We start from the raw sequence: 16453 nt of genomic DNA on the forward strand, positions 1-16453 counted from the left end.
TAAAGATACTCTTTATGAAATCCTTAATAACTGAATTTAAGTAGATTTATCAATCAAAAAAATGAAGTTTAATAAAATTTCGATTTGAGGAGGTTTTAGTGTGAAAACGGAAGAAAGGAAGTTGCCGCCAGAACAAGGGGAAGAAATACTCCATACATTGAAGGCCCGTTTTGAGAAAAACATGAGTCGTCATGAAGGACTTGAATGGGCCAAAGTACAAGCAAGGCTCGAAGCTAATACGGCAAAACTTTGGTCGCTCCATGAGATGGAACGATCCGGCGGTGAGCCGGATGTGGTTGGTTATGATAAAAGAACAGACGAATACCTTTTTTATGATTGTTCAGCGGAAAGTCCTAAAGGACGCAGAAGTGTTTGTTACGATCGTGAAGCACTGGAGTCGAGGAAACAACATAAACCGCAAAACAACGCTATGGATATGGCTGCTGACATGGGAATCGAGATTTTAACGGAAGAACAATATCGGGAGCTGCAGAAACTTGGAAATTTCGATTCGAAAACATCGAGCTGGGTGAAAACACCGGATCCTATTAGAAAACTCGGCGGGGCCTTATTTTGTGATCGTCGTTATGACACAATCTTTGTGTACCATAATGGTGCAGAATCCTACTATGCCGCCAGGGGCTTCCGTGGATCGCTAAGGATCTAATTTTTTTTGAACGTATAAGTGTCTCAATATTATATAGGGTGCTTGCTAAGGGTGCCTGTCACTAACCGTAATTCGTCGAATTTCTCTCGACAGTATTAGGGTGGCGACAGGCATCTTTATTGTTTTTTTATTGCAAATGCAACCAATTTAGGGTAAGTTTAATATGTTCCATTTTTAATGCATTTACAACAAAGTAGATAATGGGGAGTTCATTATGAAAGAGATTCTACGTGAAATTGGAATGATTGCAAGGGCATTAGATTCCATAAGCAATATAGAATTTAAAGAATATGACCTTACAAAAGGCCAGTATTTATACCTGGTACGAATATGTGAAAATCCAGGAATCATTCAAGAAAAAGTAGCTGAAATGATAAAAGTAGACCGAACCACAGCATCCCGTGCGATAAAAAAACTTGAAATAAATGGCTTTATTGAAAAGAAAGACGATGAACATAACAAAAAAATTAAAAGGCTGTTTCCAACAGAAAAAGGGAGACATGTGTACCCATATATAAAAAGAGAAAATGAATACTCTAATAGCGTGGCATTAGAGGGGTTTTCCGAAATAGAAGCAGAAACCATTTTCAGTCTTCTTCAAAGGGTTAGAAAAAATATTGAGATAGACTGGGAATTTGTTAAAAAAGGAAATAAGAGAAATTATTGATAAAGGAGCGCCATATTAAATGTCTGTAATGATAAAACAATGCACTATCGAGGATTCACGCATACTTCAAGATATTAGTTATGAAACATTTGTAGAGACATTTAAGGAACAGAATTCACCCGAAAATCTAAATGCCTATTTGGAAAGGGCATATAAATTAGAACAATTAGAAAAAGAATTAGCCAATCCTTCTTCGCGATTCTTTTTTGTTTATTTTAATGACGAAGTGGCTGGATATCTAAAGGTTAATATCAATGAGGCACAAACTGAAGAAATGGGCGAGGAATCACTTGAAGTGGAAAGGATTTATATAAAAGGAAAATTTCAAAAACATGGGCTTGGCATGGTTTTGCTAAATAAAGCTTTAGAAATGGCGAAGGAAAACAATAAAAAGCAAGTCTGGCTGGGCGTATGGGAAAAAAACGAAAATGCGATTGCTTTTTATAAGAAAATGGGATTTGTTCAAACTGGAGCCCACTCTTTTTATATGGGGGATGAAGAACAAACGGACTATATTATGACCAAGGTACTCATATAATTGTATTAAAAAGGTGGAATCATGATGTATATACCTAAACATTTTAAAATCGATGATGAAGAGATTATATATGACTTTATCGAAAAGCACAGCTTTGCCACTTTATTTTCTCAGCATAATGGAGAGCCGTATGCTACCCATCTTCCACTGATACTAAATAAATCTGAATATGCTTTATATGGCCACTTTGCCCGTCCGAACGGACAATGGAAGGATGCTGAAAACCAACAAGTTCTTGTGGTTTTCCAAGGCCCCCACTGTTATATTTCACCATCCTGGTACGAAACAACAAAAGCAGTGCCTACTTGGAATTATGTGTCGATCCATGTATATGGAAAGATGGAGATAATCGAAGATGAAAAGGTAATATTTGATTCTTTGAATGACTTAGTCATTAAGTATGAACGTCCAGATAGTCCATACAAATTAAAGGATGTAGACCCGGATTTTATCGAGGGAATGAGCAAAGGAATTGCAGCGTTCAAAATAGACATCACAAAAATCGAAGCAAAAGCTAAATTAAGCCAAAATCACCCTGTGGAACGGCAAGAGCTAATTATTAAGAACCTGGAAAACACATCTCAACAGGATAACATACAAGTGGCATCATTGATGAGGAAAAATCTACAAAAATAAAATAGTGAAAAGCAATAAACAACGGCTTAGGCAAACAACCTAAGCCGTTGTTTATGCTTTGTTCCTTTTATGGTAAGGAAAATGATTATGTGCATTGTCTTACAATATACCTTGTTATACAATGGTATTAGGAAAAATTGGAGGAATCCATATGGACAGGGAACTTTTGAAAGGGAGCATTGAGATATTATTGCTATCCTTGTTAGCCGAGCAGGATTGTTATGGTTACGAAATGACCAAGAAGCTGCGGCAGTTGAGTGATGATACGTATCATATGAATGAGGGAACGCTTTACCCTGCCCTGAAGAGGCTGGAAACGAAGGATTGCGTGGTTTCGTATTGGCAGGAAGGGCTGGATGGCAGCAGGAGGAAGTACTATACCATCAAGGATACGGGACGAAAGATGTTGGCTGATAAGCTGCACAGCTGGAAACAAATCAATCAGTTAATCGACAAAGCGCTGGAGGGTTTTTCATGAAAAAACTGGAGCAGTATGTTGAAAAAATTGTCTCGGATTTGCCGATGACCGATGAGGAAAGAATGGATTTACAGGAGGAGCTTTCCGTTCACTTAGAGGAGCATGTGAAGGAACTCATGGTTAAGGGACTCCCGGAGGAAGAAGCGATTCGGCAGGCGATGAAGGCTTTTGGACATGAGGATCAAATAAATTGGGAGCTTAGAAAGGCAATTTTCCCGTTTTATAAACTGGTACGGTTTTTCTGGAATGTGGTTTTTGTTACGGGTTGCTTATGTCTCATTTCTTATTTGGTCACAGAATATTACCATCCGGAATTTGAAAATACGGTCCCTTTGTATAGTGTTCTCATGGGTTTCTTTATTATCTTCCTTATTGCGGCAGCGGTTGAGGCCATTTATGAAGGGGTGCTGGACTTGTTCAAATGGAGATGGCTGGCCAATCCGTGGCTTGTCTTCTTGCCGCCGGCACTGGTGATTGCCGGTATCCAGAGCTTGACTCTGATTGAAAATCCGGAACCTTATCAGGAGGGATTTTGGCTGGATTTATTCGCAATCCCTATTTCAACTGTACTCTATTTATTCGCCAGGCAGCTGTTCAACTTTGTATTCCCAAGAAAGAATCAATTGTTTAATGGAAAAAAAGCAATTTGATTGTTGAGGGTAAGGTACCTGTGCATTGTAATTGTAAAGCACCAATGTATCCAAATTTAATCTTGAATATCAGTTCCACTTGAATAATTTTTTTCGAAAGTAATGTGAAAGCTATTCGATGCATTTATTGGAATATTCATAGTTGTGTGGCGGATATATGGTATAATTTTGGTAGAAGCAAATTTACTTAATATTACTATTTTCAAATAGCCTTCCTGGTTACCCATAACGATATTAGGCTATATTCAGGAATCAAGGTTAGCTTTTCATTTGATCGACACGATCGGGCAAAACAGAATCATAACTCGGAAAAATGAAAATTGAACCGAAGGAAGATGATGATGATGCTTGCAATTCGGACGGCACAATGGAAATTGTGCTTGAACGGAGGTCGAATCATATGGAAATAACTTTCTTGGATTTCATTTCTGAATTATGCCTATATCCGGCATTAATCATCACGACAGTACTTACATTGGCTGTAATCATTGTCAATGGGTGGACGGATGCTCCTAACGCAATCGCCACCTGTGTTTCCACACGTGCCATGCGGCTGGGTTCAGCCATTTTCATGGCGGCAGTATTTAATTTATTTGGTGTCATTACCATGACCATCGTAACTCAAAAAGTGGCAGAGACCATTTACAATATGGTTGATTTTCACGGCAATGTCAATGATGCATTGGTTGCGTTATGTGCAGCATTGACAGCGATTGTACTTTGGGCAACAGCAGCATGGATATTTGGAATTCCAACAAGTGAGAGTCACGCGTTAATTGCCGGGCTTTCAGGAGCGGCCATTGCATTACAGGGAGGATTCTCTGGAATTAATGGCAATGAGTGGGTCAAGGTTCTCTATGGGTTAATACTTTCCACCGCGCTGGGATTTGTGTTGGGATCTGTGGTGGTGAAGCTGGTTGAACTTTTCTGCAGGGGTATGGATCATTACAAAACGAGCAGGTTTTTTGGGAAAGCTCAAATTTTGTCCGCAGCTGGCATGGCTTTTATGCATGGTGCACAGGACGGTCAAAAATTTATTAGTGTATTCTTACTTGGAATGTTTCTTGCAAAGGGTCAGACGAAAACCGCCGAAGTGATCATTCCAATATGGCTCATGGTACTTTGTGCAGCAGTTATGGGGCTTGGCACATCTATTGGCGGCTGTCGCATTATCAAGTCTGTAGGCATGGATATGGTCAAGCTGGAAAAATATCAGGGGTTTTCTGCAGATTTGGCTGGGGTTATATGTCTATTTCTTTCAACTGCCAGTGGGATACCGGTTTCCACAACACATACAAAAACAACTGCCATTATGGGCGTTGGAGCTGCAAGGCACGTCAGGAATATCAATCTAGGCATTGTTCGTGAAATGGTCCTGACCTGGGTGCTGACATTCCCCTGCTGTGGATTGGTCGGGTTCTTAATCGCAAAGCTGTTCATCTGGGCTTTTTAAAAAGGGAAATAACGACACCGAAATATCATGAAGACATCCGTTTCACAAAATGTGACAGATGTTTTTTTATTTGGGGACAGTGCGGAAAAAGTGGTGTAAATAAGTTTGTTATCAATCCTCCCTGGCAAGAATTAGGATAAATAATACTTGCTAAGGAGGATTTTTCGACATGAAAATTCCAAAGGAATTGATCAAAGAAATCATAAAGGAACAGAAGTTCACAAGCACCAATCAAATCATGGATACCATTAAAGAAATGTTTGCAGATATCCTAGAGGAAGTGCTCCAATGTGAAATTGAAGAGCAGCTAGGATACGAAAAACACCAACGTCGTGGTAATGAACCTAACAATTACAGAAACGGATCAACCAAAAGGAAATTAAAAACACAATTTGGCGAAGTGGAAGTAAATGTTCCTCGGGACAGAAAGGGCTCGTACGAGCCACAAATCTTGGACAAATATCAAAGGAATACCGACGGAATGGAAGATAAAATACTGTCACTATACGCTCATGGCATGTCCACAAGAGATATCCAGGAACAGGTCAAAGATCTCTATAATATTGAGATTTCCTCCGAGTTAGTTAGTAAAATCAGTGAGAAAATTATGCCACAAGTGAACGAGTGGCAAAATCGAGCACTTGAAGCCTATTATCCTTTTATTTTCATGGATGCCATTCATTATAAAATTCGAGATAATCATCAAATTGTTTCGAAAGCAGCATATGTTGTTCTAGGAATCAATAATGAAGGGTATAAAGAAATTCTTGGCATCTGGGTTGGGGCAAACGAGAGTAGTAAGTTTTGGTTAGGCGTGTTGAATGATTTGAAAACCAGAGGAGTCAAAACGGTCAATCTTTTCTGTGTGGATGGGCTTTCAGGGCTTAAAGAGGCCATCCAAGCTGTGTATCCTTTTGCCGGTATTCAGCGTTGTATCATTCATCAAATCCGTTCAAGTACCAAATATGTTTCTTATAAACATTTAAAAGAGTTTGTCGCTGACCTTAAAAAAATATATTCTTCAATTAACGAAGAGTCTGCTTTAGAAAGACTCATTGAATTTAAGGATAAATGGGGCAAAGAATATCCCTCTGCGGTTAGGTCATGGGAGGAAAATTGGGATATTTTAGCTACCTTTTTCGCATATCCGCAGGAAATTAGGAAAATAATATATACTACGAATATTATTGAAGGACTTCACCGTCAATTTAGAAAAGTAACAAAAACCAGGTCTATTTTTCCAACTGATGATAGCTTAAGAAAAATGCTTTACTTGGCATCTCAAAACATTTCGAAAAAATGGACCATGCGTTATCGAAACTGGGATATGATTTTAAATCAGCTTGAGATTCTGAACCAAACATCATAATTGGGGACTCTGTCCCCAAACCCCTGAAGTTTTGGTCTTCTGTCAAGAAAGTGGACAATAAAATTTGAGACATTATTAAACAAAACCACTACCGCACTTCGTTTGGTCCGTATTAGAAGTAGTCAATCGAAAAACATGATTGACTATTTCTAACACCAAATGGCTATATTACGAGATTTTTTCTACTTCATTTTGTTGGTGACTTCTCTCGAATTGATTCGGTGATTGGTTTCCTAAGGTCGAATGCTTTCGTCTTTCGTTATAAAAACCACTAATATAATAATTAATGGCTTTTATAGCTTCAGCCCTTGTAGTAAAGCGTCTCCTGTAAATTAGCTCTTTCTTGATAGTTGCGTGAAACGATTCAATACAAGCATTATCGTACGGGTCGCCTTTTTTACTCATACTGATTTGCAATTTTTTCTCTTTCAAAATATCAACATAATCATGCGAACAATACTGAGAACCACGATCCGAGTGATGAATTAAGCCTTCTCCAGGCTGCCTTGAAACAATCGCCATATTTAACGCTTGAATGGATAACTCTTTCTTCATGTGTGAAGCCATACTCCACCCTACAATTTTTCTAGAAAATAAATCCATGACCGATGATAAATAAACCCATCCTTCAAGTGTCCAAATATACGTAATATCAGCTACCCAGGCTTGATTAGGCTCCTTTACGTTGAATTGGCGATCTAAAAGGTTAGGATAAATATTTAAGTCATGATTGGAATCCGTAGTAACCACAAACTTTTCTGTTGGAATGGCTTTTAATCCCATTTCTTTCATCATTCGAGCGACCGTTTTTTGGGAAATGATATATCCCCAGTCCAGAAGATCAGAATGCACTCTAGGACTACCGTACGTTCCAAAACTTTCATGATAGGACTTACTAATCTTCTGCTGGAGCTCTAAACGATAGTCCTCCTTCTCAGAAAGAGGATTGTTCAGATTTTTGACCCATTTATAGTAGCCACTTGATGATACTTTAAGAACTTTGCACATCTTCGCCACAGTGTGTTCATCAGAGTGGGCTTGAATAAATTTATAAATCACGCTTGGTTTTTCGTGAAGATGTGCATGGCCTTTTTTAGAATTTCATTCTCCTCTTTTAACTGTTGAAGCTCTTTCTCATGTTGCTTTTTTAGTTTTTCTAGTTCTGTGGGTGTAATATAGTTCTCACTTGTCTTCCCAGCATTTATTTTCGCTCTATAAACTGTCACCCACCGGCTAATCGTCTTAGTGGATATTTCAAGCTCGTATGCGACATCTGTAGCTTTCCTGCCTTCTTCAACAATTAATTTACAAACATAATCCCTGTATTCTTGAGTATGGTGCTTACCCATAGTGAACACGTCCCTTATTAATGATGATTGTATTATAAACTAAATCTCATTTTAACGTGTCCACTTTTAAGACTAACCTCAGTTTATCGCTTTTGTTTTCCCTAAAACGGACAAAAAAACGGACCGCACTAAGTCCGTCCGTTTTAGGGTAAAATCCATAAAACCGCTCAGGTTGCACTTCTGCATTGCCCTATCCTGTTTTATGGTAAAAGCCAATATTATTTTTGACAAACGATGTTTTTTTATACCTATTTATTCTTGCCTTGCGAAGATTGTCAAATAATACTTACACAAGATTTTCCGCAGACCCTAAACAAAAAGGCCTTCTAGTTTATAGAAGGCCTTCTTGTTTATTGTAACTTTTGTAACTCGTCTTCTAGTTGTTTAATTTCTTTATTTAAGCTTGTCATTTCATCTGTCAGCTTTTTCTTCATTTCATCATTATCAAGGTTTTTCGCAAATTCATCCAATTTCGCATCGATGCTTCTTTTCTTACTGGTGATTTTTTCCTTGACTTGCAGTTTTCTTTTTTCCGTATCCATATTATTTTTCTTGTTTTGAAGTTCTTCAATTTTTTGTTGATATTGTTGAATCTGTTTATCAATTGATTCTTCCGATAATGTTTTAGGTTCTGTGAAAAGTGAATCTTTTAATAAAGAGAAACCATTGTTAAAGAATGGACTTGTTTCTCGGAAGAATTGTTGAACATGATCCTGAAGCATTTTAAATTCGTTTTCGATATTGGGTAACAACTGATTCTGAGCAGTTAATTCATTCCAAGCTTGGTCAAATGCAGATTGGTCCTTATTTGTAGCTGCTTCTTCTAGTTTTTTTCGAAAGCTATCGAACGTTTTTTCATCGATGGCGTTGGTTGAAAATCGGTAAACAACGCCATTTGGGGCCTTCATTTCCAATTCTTTTTGAACATCCAACATGGATTTGAAGAAGTCCTTATTAAAAAATGGGAACATATGAAATACCTCCTAAAAGTGAATTGTTTGACCTTGACTAACTTTGACCTTCTACAGTTTTGTTATACACCCTACGCTTGATAAAGTCAATCATTAATTTGACCTTTTTTGACTAAAGCATGTCTTAATTCTTGTGGGGAGGATTTACCATTATTTATTGACGGTTCTATTCCAAAGATACCATAATATAGAAAAGAGACCGAGGTTCCTCAGTATGCTTATTTTTCCGAGAAAGAGCGGATGAGGACAGTTGACGGAAGTTTTCAAATTGGATCCAAAAAAGGGACGTTTGGTAACCTGCATCGTCCCGCTCGCGGGAGAGGTGAAAAAAAGATGATCACGATCATGATTGTGGAAGATCAGGAATTAATTCGAAAAAGTTTAAAAATTGTTTTAGAGAGCATGGCAGACTTTAAAGTCATCTCATTAGCAGAAAACGGGCAGATGGCAATCAAAAATTGTGAGCAGGAGTTGCCGGATATCATCCTAATGGATATTCAAATGCCTGAAATGGATGGTGTTGAAGCCACAAAAATCATAAAAGAAAGATGGCCGGACTCAAAGGTTATCATCCTAACAACCTTTGAAGATATTCATTATGTACGCATTGCTTTGAATGCTGGTGCAGAAGGATATATCCTCAAAGCGGTTGACCCTCCGTTTTTAATTAAGGGGATCGAGTTAATCCACCATGGCGGTTCACTTGTCCCACAGCATTTGGCTAAAGAGGTTTTCCAAAGTTTGGCCGTTGATTCGAAGGAAGGGCAAGATATTGGGGATAATCCTTATGATTTGAGCCAACAGGAATTGAAAGTGCTTCGGTATTTGTCGCAGGGGCTGCAAAATAAGGCAATTGCCGAGAGACTGTTTTTATCGTTGGGCACGGTCAAAAATTATATTTCGAGCATCTATTCGAAATTAGAGGTGAAGAACCGTTCCGAGGCCGTCATGAAGGCAATGGATGAATGCTTGCTGCCACGGGATCAACGCTAAAGCGCTGGGGCTTTCCAAAAGGAGGGCCTCATTTTTTATGGCTAAATCGATTCAAAAGTCATTACGTTTACAATCATTACTTGGGTAATACTGACCCCCTCGAATATATCAATTTGGTAGTAGCTCTATCAACTGTAGCTTTTCTAAATGGCCAATTACTGTCTATTATATTTTTTGGGAGACAAGCCAGTAATTTTTTGATATGCCTTAAAGAATGTCGAATAATCTCCAAATCCAACGGTAGATCATCCAGAATTAGAAGCAGAGATTCAAAAAGTGTATGATGCAGAGCTGCCAATCCCTTATGAAGGTCATACAGGACAAATTCATAACGTCCTTCTAGCTATAAATGGGGAAAAGGAAGTTCTGGTTGATGGTATTCAGGGGCTGCAAACACTGGAATTGATTACAGCCATCTATCAATCGGCTAACACCGGCAAGACTGTAAAACTGCCGTTAACCAAAGAAGATCCTTCCTTCACAAGAGAAGGAATTCTTAAAAATGCAAAGCATTTCGATGAAAAGAAAAATATAGTGGAAAACTTTTCAGATAATGTGATTACGACCGGTGGAAAGTATGAAGGATTAAATTCTTTATTCATTTCGCAAACTATAAAATTTATATATGGAGGCGATTACGTTGAGCAAAAATGACGGAATGAATTATGCACCTAAAGGTAATGTCAATAAGGTGGTAGAAAAAGGTGAGTTTCAATTTGCGGCAATGGGTCTTGATCATGGCCATATCTATGGAATGTGTAATGGGTTAATCGAAGCGGGTGGAGAATTAGTGGCTGTATATGACCTAGATTCGGAAAAAGTAGCTGCTTTTTGCGAGACATTTTCGAGTGCAATGCCAGCAGCCTCTGAACAGGAAATCCTGCAGAATTCATCGATTCATCTTGTTGCAAGTGCATGTATTCCAGTAGACCGGTGTGAGCTGGGGCTTAGAGTGTTAGATTCCGTAAAGCATTACAGATTTTCCGAACGGGAAAGCCCATGCAGGGCGCAGCCCGTCTTTAGACATGGGATGAAAGTGAGGTCAAATACGGAGTACCACTGGTAAACCAAAGGTTTGTGGTACTTCAAGTATTTGAAAATCTTATTATTTTGTTGTGCTTGAATTTAGCAGTTTTTGGGAGGGATTGATATAATTTAAGTATGAACGAATACAGACGAATCAAAACTACTGTTTCATTAATAAACTATCATTTTGTGTTCTGCCCTCGGTACAGAAGGAAAATTTTCCTAGACTCAAGGGTGGAACAACGCTTTAAAGAATTGGTACATGACATATGCGAGTCATTAAACGTTGAAGTGATTGCTTTAGAATGTGACAAAGACCATACGCACATGTTCCTAAATGCATTGCCAACATTCAGCCCTGCAGACATAATGGCCAAAATAAAAGGAGTGACATCTAAAAAGTTAAGAGAGGAATTCCCACACCTCCGACACTTGCAGAGTTTGTGGACACGTTCCTATTTTGTGTCTACCGCAGGGAATGTTTCGAGTGAAACCATTAAACGGTACGTAGAAAACCAGAAAAAACATGACTAGAAAGGAGCTGTAACCTATGGCAAGGAAGAGTACACCTACTTATACGATAGAATTTCCTCTAAGCATACCTGTTTGGCAACAACACCGCCTGGAAAAGAAATGGAAGATTGCTAGAATGGTCTACAATACTTGTCTAGGTGAAGCTCTAAAACGACACAAAGCCGTAAAAGCAGATGTAACCTATCGCACATTGCTTAATGAACCCAAGTCGAAAGAACGTGATAAGAGCCTCGCAGATATACGTTTATCGTACGGCTTTTCTGAATACGGACTGCACCATTTTGTGAAGTCTACCCAACAGAAGTTTAAAGAAAATATCGGAAGCTTTGAAGCACAAAAACTGGCCACAAGAGCGTTCCAAACAGTAGAGAGACTCCATTTTGGAAAAGCCAAAAGAGTTCATTTCAAATCAATGGACGATAACATTTCTGTTGAAAACAAATCCAATACAACGGGCTTGAGGTATGCAGATGGCCATATTCTCTGGGGTGATAAACCGACAAAGAAACGTCCCAAACCCAAGAGTTGGCTATGTATCCCGGTTGTACCGAAATCCAAAGATGAATACGCCCACCTGGCTTTAATGGATAAGACAAAGTATGTGAGGATTTTAAAACGACAAGTGCGTCGAAAGATTCGCTACTTCGTCCAACTCATTCAAGAAGGGTATCCTCCAACAAAACGTAACCGCAAGATTGCAGATGATGAAACTAGACGCGTAGGGATTGACATTGGTCCATCAACCATTGCACTATGTAGTAATCAAGGGGTAGAGCTTCGTGAACTTGCACCCGAGTGTAAGGTAGATGGAGCCAAACTGCGACGGATTCAACGGAAAATGGACAGGTCAAAACGAGCTGCCAATCCGGAACATTTCAATGAAAATGGCACGGTTAAGAAAGGTAAATTAAAGTGGAACTACTCCAGAAGCTACGAGAAAATGCGCCGGGAACGAAAAGAACTATACAGAAAAATGGCGGTCCGTCGGAAAATGTCACACGAAAAGTTGGCGAACGATATTCTAGCACTCGGTTCTGATATCCGAGTGGAAACCATGAGGTTTCAATCGCTGCAAAAGCGGGCGAAGAAAACAACCCGTAATAAAAGAAATGGGAAAATAAACCGAAAGAAAAGGTATGGAAATTCGATTTCTAATCATGCACCCGCCATGCTTCTATCCATCATTGAGCGCAAACTTGGTTATCAAGGGCGTACAATCAAGAAAATAGATACCTATGCTTTAAAGGCCAGTCAATTTGACCATTTATCGGGGGAATATAAGAAAAAGTCACTCTCGGAACGATGGAATGACCTTGGGAATTTCCGTATCCAACGTGATTTATATAGTGCCTTCTTGATCTGCAACACCCAAGAAAATCTTCAGTCCGTAGACATAGATTTATGCAATTCACAATGGGATTGCTTTGTTAACTATCATCTTCAAGAGATTGAACGATTAAAAAAATCAACTAGTAAACTATTGCGTTGGTTTGTCGCATGATAATAAACCTGATTGGTCGTGACAGCGCCCAAAAGAAGCGGAACGACAAGCATACAAGGGGTATAGCGCCTGCTTGGAGAAGTGCCTTGCGAAATGCAATACGTCCGTTAATGTTCTAGGAGAACGTACACTAGTGCTCCGGTAGAAACTCTTTTCGTAAGGAAAGATAAGGGTATCGGTGAGAAGTGCACTAGGCAGTGGTTGCCATTATACCCTAGAACCCCACTGCTTTAGCGGTGGGAGTTGTCAGCGATAAACCTGCTTTCACAACAAAGGAGCAGGTTAAAAAAGCTCGGCAGAAAACAGCTGAAACTGGCTTGAAATGGGGCATCTACTATAGCGAGCGATTGCATGTGGAAAGTGCCATATTTGCTGGACAATTAATCGAAGAGGGAGCCATTGGCCGAGTGATTCAAGTAACAGGCTTTGGACCACATCGTGCAAATCCTAGCGGCCGGCCAGATTGGTTTTTTGATCCAAAGTACTATGGAGGAATCCTATGTGATATTGGAAGTCACCAAATTGAACAGTTTTTACATTATGCAGGCGCGAAGGATGCAAAGGTATTGCATAGTAAAGTGGCCAATTATAGTTTTAAGGATTATCCAGACTTTGAGGATTATGGAGATGCGACCCTTGTAGCGGATAATGGTGCCACCTTCTTTTTTCGAGTGGATTGGTTTACACCAGATGGACTGGGAACATGGGGAGATGGACGTGTCTTAATCCTTGGAACAGAAGGCTATATAGAAGTAAGGAAGTATATTGATATCGCTCGCAGCAATACCTCCAATCATCTGTACTTAGTGAACCAAGAGGGCGAAAAACACTTTGAGCTATCCGGTAAGGTAGGATATCCATTCTTTGGCCAGTTTATTTTAGACTGCTTAAATGGAACGGAAAATGCGACGACTCAAGAACATGCATTTAAGGCTGCTGAACTTTGTATTGATGCTCAGGATCAAGCGATAAGAATTGAGACGGGGACAGAGGCAGTAACAAATTAAATAGACTTCCTCTTATAATTGATACAGCAGAATTCAAAAGTATAGTGGAAGGTATTTAAATATCAGCCTATCACCACCCATAATTTAACGAGTAATTTTTTTCTGATGGTGACAGGCATATTTTTTCAATCAGACTCTTCCTTCAAGTATTCTCTTTCGATACTGGGCGGCTGTCAGCAATTTATAACCTTTAAGCTTAGGAATCATGTTATCGAGCAGCCCAATCGCCTCTTCCTTTTTTCCATCATAAACTGCTTGGTCGACTTCCAACATTTCTAATAAGAAGGTATCTGTGATCTTTTCTTGATTTTGTTTGAATGCTTGACTGTCGCCTTCGTTAATGGCGATATCTGCCAAAGCGTACCACTTAGTTTTATGTTCGCCCATTTCCGTAAGAAGCTCTTTTGCTTTTCTGTATTGTTGCTGCTCAATTAAGATCATAGACTCGGTGTGTAGTTTTGATTTCTTGGAACGAATTCTTCCTATCGCTTGTTCTGCCGCAGAAAGGTCGCCTTGAAGAAAATGATAGAGGAATTGCATATAAGGCGCTTTGGACTTTTTTAGGTGCTCTATCATTTTTTCAGGATCTTTTTCAAATAAAAGCGGGTTTCGAAGAACGATAAAAACAAGCACGACAATCAATAGGCCAAACATAATCCAAATGGGGACATTGAAAAAACCCATTAAAAAAGCAAATAGACCGACAAGCAGTAAATACCAAACCATAAAATCCTCCGTTAATAGGGTTTGTTTCTATTTTATCAGTTAAGGTACAAAATGAATACAGCTATGGAAGGTACTTGCAACATCTCAGAATGGTAGTTAGGTAGTATACCTAATTATCATAATATTTGATTAATATTGACAATAGAAAACCAGGATGCTAACATTTTTATAAACCGTAGACGAGGGAGTAAAACTGCTAAACGGTCTCTCAGCGAATCCGGGATGGTGTAAGCCGGACAGATGCAGTCGCAGTAAATGGGCCTCAGAGGGCAAAGTGAACGAAATTTTTTAGTAGCTTAGACGCAAAGCCAGCGTTATGGGGCTAAGGGTGTGTGAGCACTCTGCAGAGTGGGTATGTTGATACATATCAAACAAGGTGGTACCGCAAGTTAACACTTGTCCTTGAATTATTATTTAAGGACAAGTGTTTTTTATTTTTTTTTAGAATAGGAGTAGATGCCATGGATGATCAATTTACGCTATTTAACTTAAAAGTAGAGGTTGCAGCTACAGATAAACCAATGGTATGCAGTCATAAGGAAGGCGACTATTTCTTAGTTATAGGAGAAAACCTTGTCTTTCCAGAAAATAATACATTTTCCATGTACGCCTTAAGTGCTATTTTGCCATTACTCCCTGCAAAGCAGCGAGCATTGCACGTGAATGACTGGATGTTGTCTGACAGCCTCATTGCCTGCCCGGATCCAAACTGTGGTGCCAGGTTTAAAATAACCCGTATCGGAACCCAAGAATTTAGTCATGCTGAATGCACAATAGAACCTATACACAAAGGAGATCAACCATAATGGCAGAACGATTCGAATTAGCAAAAGATTATACGATCAGCAGGGTGATCAACGGCTGTTGGCAAATATCGGAGGGCCACAGCTTCACTCATTTAGACCAGCTAGATATCATGAAGGCCTTCCATATGCTTGTCGAAGAAGGGTTCACAACATTTGATTGCGCGGATATCTATACCGGTTCTGAAGAATTCCTGGGTGAATTCTTAACGCAGCTAAAACACGGGAGCACCCTTTCGCCACATGATGTTCAGGTTCATACCAAGTATGTGCCGGACATCAATTTGCTTAAGGAGGTCGATTATCAATACACTGAAAAAATAATTGACAGAAGCCTCAAACGTCAAAAAAAGGATGTATTGGATCTTGTGCAATTTCATTGGTGGGATTACGATGTGCCTGGCTATATTGAGACAGCAGGAGACCTGTTGAAACTTAAAGAAAAAGGGAAAATCCGCAATATCGGCGTGACAAACTTTGATACGAAGCATTTAGCCGAACTCGTGGATGCCGGTATACCGGTTGTGTCCTGTCAGAGTCAATACTCGGTTTTTGATAGACGGCCAGAAAAAGAATTATTAGATTTTTGCAAAGACAATGGGGTATCCCTGCTATGCTACGGTACGTTATCAGGAGGTTTATTAGCGGATAAATGGATTGGCCAAACCACTATTCAACCCGAAACACGTTCACATGTTAAATATTTTCAGGTCATTGAGGATACCTTGGGTTGGGACGGCTACCAAGAATTATTGTCATTGCTGAAAAAGCAAGCTAAAAAGCATTCAGTCAATGTCGCTCAAGTCGCTACAAAATATATATTGAGCCAACAAGGTGTCGGGGCTTCTATTATTGGAGTTAGAAATAGCAGGCATGTTGAGTCAAATGCGCAAATATTTTCTTTCGAACTCGAACCTTCCGATATAAAAGAAATAAAGCAATTCTTAGACAACTATCCAATATTAGACGGTGAACCTTTTGAGTTAGAGCGTACGATTGGCTCTAAATATCGGGATATTATGAAGATGAACTTAAATGAAGAATAAGAGAGCGTGTATGTTGAGTTTAGGAGAGATAGCTTAGTG

The 16453-nt window shown here is 39.3% G+C and carries 19 protein-coding genes and 1 pseudogene; 16 read left to right on the forward strand and 4 right to left on the reverse strand.

Going from position 1 to position 16453, the window contains the following annotated elements; translation table 11 throughout:
* The first annotated feature begins 100 nt into the window (after positions 1–100).
* From ACY8D0_RS23270 to ACY8D0_RS23305, 8 genes are all read left to right on the forward strand, one after another.
* Positions 101–667, forward strand: coding sequence for a DUF4256 domain-containing protein (locus tag ACY8D0_RS23270; protein ID WP_462412832.1), 567 nt, complete (start codon positions 101–103; stop codon positions 665–667).
* Between the two features lie 214 nt (positions 668–881).
* Positions 882–1334: a MarR family winged helix-turn-helix transcriptional regulator gene (locus ACY8D0_RS23275; RefSeq protein ID WP_462412833.1), complete on the forward strand. Its 453-nt coding sequence runs from the start codon at positions 882–884 to the stop codon at positions 1332–1334.
* A 19-nt stretch (positions 1335–1353) separates the two neighbouring features.
* Complete coding sequence (locus tag ACY8D0_RS23280) at positions 1354–1872, forward strand: spermidine/spermine N(1)-acetyltransferase (protein WP_462412834.1); 519 nt, start codon at positions 1354–1356, stop codon at positions 1870–1872.
* Positions 1873–1896: 24 nt separating this feature from the next.
* On the forward strand, positions 1897–2508 hold the full coding sequence (locus ACY8D0_RS23285; protein WP_462413158.1) for an FMN-binding negative transcriptional regulator: 612 nt from the start codon (positions 1897–1899) through the stop codon (positions 2506–2508).
* A 151-nt stretch (positions 2509–2659) separates the two neighbouring features.
* Positions 2660–2986, forward strand: a complete 327-nt coding sequence (locus ACY8D0_RS23290; protein ID WP_462412835.1) for a PadR family transcriptional regulator — start codon at positions 2660–2662, stop codon at positions 2984–2986.
* Entirely contained in the window at positions 2983–3636 is a 654-nt protein-coding gene (locus ACY8D0_RS23295; protein WP_462412836.1) for a permease prefix domain 1-containing protein, read from the forward strand. Before ACY8D0_RS23290 ends, ACY8D0_RS23295 begins: the two co-directional genes overlap by 4 nt.
* A 400-nt stretch (positions 3637–4036) precedes the next feature.
* Positions 4037–5089 (forward strand): inorganic phosphate transporter, encoded by a 1053-nt coding sequence (locus ACY8D0_RS23300; protein ID WP_462412837.1) that lies wholly within the window; start codon positions 4037–4039, stop codon positions 5087–5089.
* A gap of 169 nt (positions 5090–5258) precedes the next feature.
* The gene (locus tag ACY8D0_RS23305) at positions 5259–6458 is read left to right on the forward strand and encodes an IS256 family transposase (RefSeq protein WP_462412838.1); all 1200 of its coding nucleotides are present in this window, start codon (positions 5259–5261) and stop codon (positions 6456–6458) included.
* Positions 6459–6626: 168 nt separating this feature from the next.
* On the opposite strand, the gene ACY8D0_RS23310 is transcribed toward ACY8D0_RS23305, so the two are convergent.
* From ACY8D0_RS23310 to ACY8D0_RS23320, 3 genes are all read right to left on the reverse strand, one after another.
* The gene (locus tag ACY8D0_RS23310) at positions 6627–7517 is read right to left on the reverse strand and encodes an IS3 family transposase (protein WP_462408623.1); all 891 of its coding nucleotides are present in this window, start codon (positions 7515–7517) and stop codon (positions 6627–6629) included.
* A complete protein-coding gene (locus ACY8D0_RS23315; protein WP_462408624.1) occupies positions 7514–7807 on the reverse strand; it encodes a transposase in 294 nt (97 codons plus the stop codon). Before ACY8D0_RS23315 ends, ACY8D0_RS23310 begins: the two co-directional genes overlap by 4 nt.
* Positions 7808–8157: 350 nt before the next feature.
* Positions 8158–8778: a hypothetical protein gene (locus tag ACY8D0_RS23320; RefSeq protein ID WP_462412839.1), complete on the reverse strand. Its 621-nt coding sequence runs from the start codon at positions 8776–8778 to the stop codon at positions 8158–8160.
* Between the two features lie 333 nt (positions 8779–9111).
* On the opposite strand from ACY8D0_RS23320, the gene ACY8D0_RS23325 reads away from it, so the two are divergent.
* The 6 genes and pseudogenes from ACY8D0_RS23325 to ACY8D0_RS23350 form a co-directional block, all read left to right on the forward strand.
* Positions 9112–9771 (forward strand): response regulator transcription factor, encoded by a 660-nt coding sequence (locus ACY8D0_RS23325; protein WP_462412840.1) that lies wholly within the window; start codon positions 9112–9114, stop codon positions 9769–9771.
* A 276-nt stretch (positions 9772–10047) separates the two neighbouring features.
* Positions 10048–10425: a Gfo/Idh/MocA family oxidoreductase gene (locus tag ACY8D0_RS23330; protein ID WP_462412841.1), complete on the forward strand. Its 378-nt coding sequence runs from the start codon at positions 10048–10050 to the stop codon at positions 10423–10425.
* On the forward strand, positions 10412–10837 hold the full coding sequence (locus ACY8D0_RS23335; RefSeq protein ID WP_462412842.1) for a Gfo/Idh/MocA family oxidoreductase: 426 nt from the start codon (positions 10412–10414) through the stop codon (positions 10835–10837). Before ACY8D0_RS23330 ends, ACY8D0_RS23335 begins: the two co-directional genes overlap by 14 nt.
* A 95-nt stretch (positions 10838–10932) precedes the next feature.
* The gene (gene tnpA, locus ACY8D0_RS23340) at positions 10933–11331 is read left to right on the forward strand and encodes an IS200/IS605 family transposase (RefSeq protein ID WP_462412843.1); all 399 of its coding nucleotides are present in this window, start codon (positions 10933–10935) and stop codon (positions 11329–11331) included.
* 16 nt (positions 11332–11347) lie between these two features.
* The gene (locus tag ACY8D0_RS23345) at positions 11348–12832 is read left to right on the forward strand and encodes a nuclease/transposase family protein (protein WP_462412844.1); all 1485 of its coding nucleotides are present in this window, start codon (positions 11348–11350) and stop codon (positions 12830–12832) included.
* Positions 12833–13080: 248 nt separating this feature from the next.
* Positions 13081–13839, forward strand: a pseudogene (locus tag ACY8D0_RS23350) (Gfo/Idh/MocA family protein); the annotation flags it as partial.
* A gap of 129 nt (positions 13840–13968) precedes the next feature.
* Here ACY8D0_RS23350 and ACY8D0_RS23355 read toward each other — a convergent pair.
* Complete coding sequence (locus tag ACY8D0_RS23355) at positions 13969–14565, reverse strand: DUF485 domain-containing protein (RefSeq protein WP_462412845.1); 597 nt, start codon at positions 14563–14565, stop codon at positions 13969–13971.
* Positions 14566–15026: 461 nt separating this feature from the next.
* Between ACY8D0_RS23355 and ACY8D0_RS23360 the strand changes: the two genes are divergently transcribed.
* Positions 15027–15371, forward strand: a complete 345-nt coding sequence (locus tag ACY8D0_RS23360) for a TIGR04076 family protein (protein WP_462412846.1) — start codon at positions 15027–15029, stop codon at positions 15369–15371.
* Positions 15371–16414 (forward strand): aldo/keto reductase, encoded by a 1044-nt coding sequence (locus ACY8D0_RS23365; protein ID WP_462412847.1) that lies wholly within the window; start codon positions 15371–15373, stop codon positions 16412–16414. The genes ACY8D0_RS23360 and ACY8D0_RS23365 overlap by 1 nt, the downstream gene beginning before the upstream one ends.
* Positions 16415–16453: the final 39 nt, after the last annotated feature.

Source organism: Neobacillus camarae (genome assembly GCF_054950115.1).

Excerpts from the sequence above, each read along its gene's own strand:
- ACY8D0_RS23290 (WP_462412835.1), top strand. The coding sequence starts at position 2,660 with ATGGACAGGGAACTTTTGAAAGGGAGCATTGAGATATTATTGCTATCC.
- ACY8D0_RS23275 (WP_462412833.1), top strand. The coding sequence starts at position 882 with ATGAAAGAGATTCTACGTGAAATTGGAATGATTGCAAGGGCATTAGAT.
- ACY8D0_RS23285 (WP_462413158.1), top strand. The coding sequence starts at position 1,897 with ATGTATATACCTAAACATTTTAAAATCGATGATGAAGAGATTATATAT.
- ACY8D0_RS23305 (WP_462412838.1), top strand. The coding sequence starts at position 5,259 with ATGAAAATTCCAAAGGAATTGATCAAAGAAATCATAAAGGAACAGAAG.
- tnpA (WP_462412843.1), top strand. The coding sequence starts at position 10,933 with ATGAACGAATACAGACGAATCAAAACTACTGTTTCATTAATAAACTAT.
- ACY8D0_RS23280 (WP_462412834.1), top strand. The coding sequence starts at position 1,354 with ATGTCTGTAATGATAAAACAATGCACTATCGAGGATTCACGCATACTT.
- ACY8D0_RS23345 (WP_462412844.1), top strand. The coding sequence starts at position 11,348 with ATGGCAAGGAAGAGTACACCTACTTATACGATAGAATTTCCTCTAAGC.
- ACY8D0_RS23355 (WP_462412845.1), bottom strand. The coding sequence starts at position 14,565 with ATGGTTTGGTATTTACTGCTTGTCGGTCTATTTGCTTTTTTAATGGGT.
- ACY8D0_RS23300 (WP_462412837.1), top strand. The coding sequence starts at position 4,037 with ATGGAAATAACTTTCTTGGATTTCATTTCTGAATTATGCCTATATCCG.
- ACY8D0_RS23360 (WP_462412846.1), top strand. The coding sequence starts at position 15,027 with ATGGATGATCAATTTACGCTATTTAACTTAAAAGTAGAGGTTGCAGCT.
- ACY8D0_RS23325 (WP_462412840.1), top strand. The coding sequence starts at position 9,112 with ATGATCACGATCATGATTGTGGAAGATCAGGAATTAATTCGAAAAAGT.
- ACY8D0_RS23295 (WP_462412836.1), top strand. The coding sequence starts at position 2,983 with ATGAAAAAACTGGAGCAGTATGTTGAAAAAATTGTCTCGGATTTGCCG.
- ACY8D0_RS23365 (WP_462412847.1), top strand. The coding sequence starts at position 15,371 with ATGGCAGAACGATTCGAATTAGCAAAAGATTATACGATCAGCAGGGTG.
- ACY8D0_RS23315 (WP_462408624.1), bottom strand. The coding sequence starts at position 7,807 with ATGGGTAAGCACCATACTCAAGAATACAGGGATTATGTTTGTAAATTA.
- ACY8D0_RS23320 (WP_462412839.1), bottom strand. The coding sequence starts at position 8,778 with ATGTTCCCATTTTTTAATAAGGACTTCTTCAAATCCATGTTGGATGTT.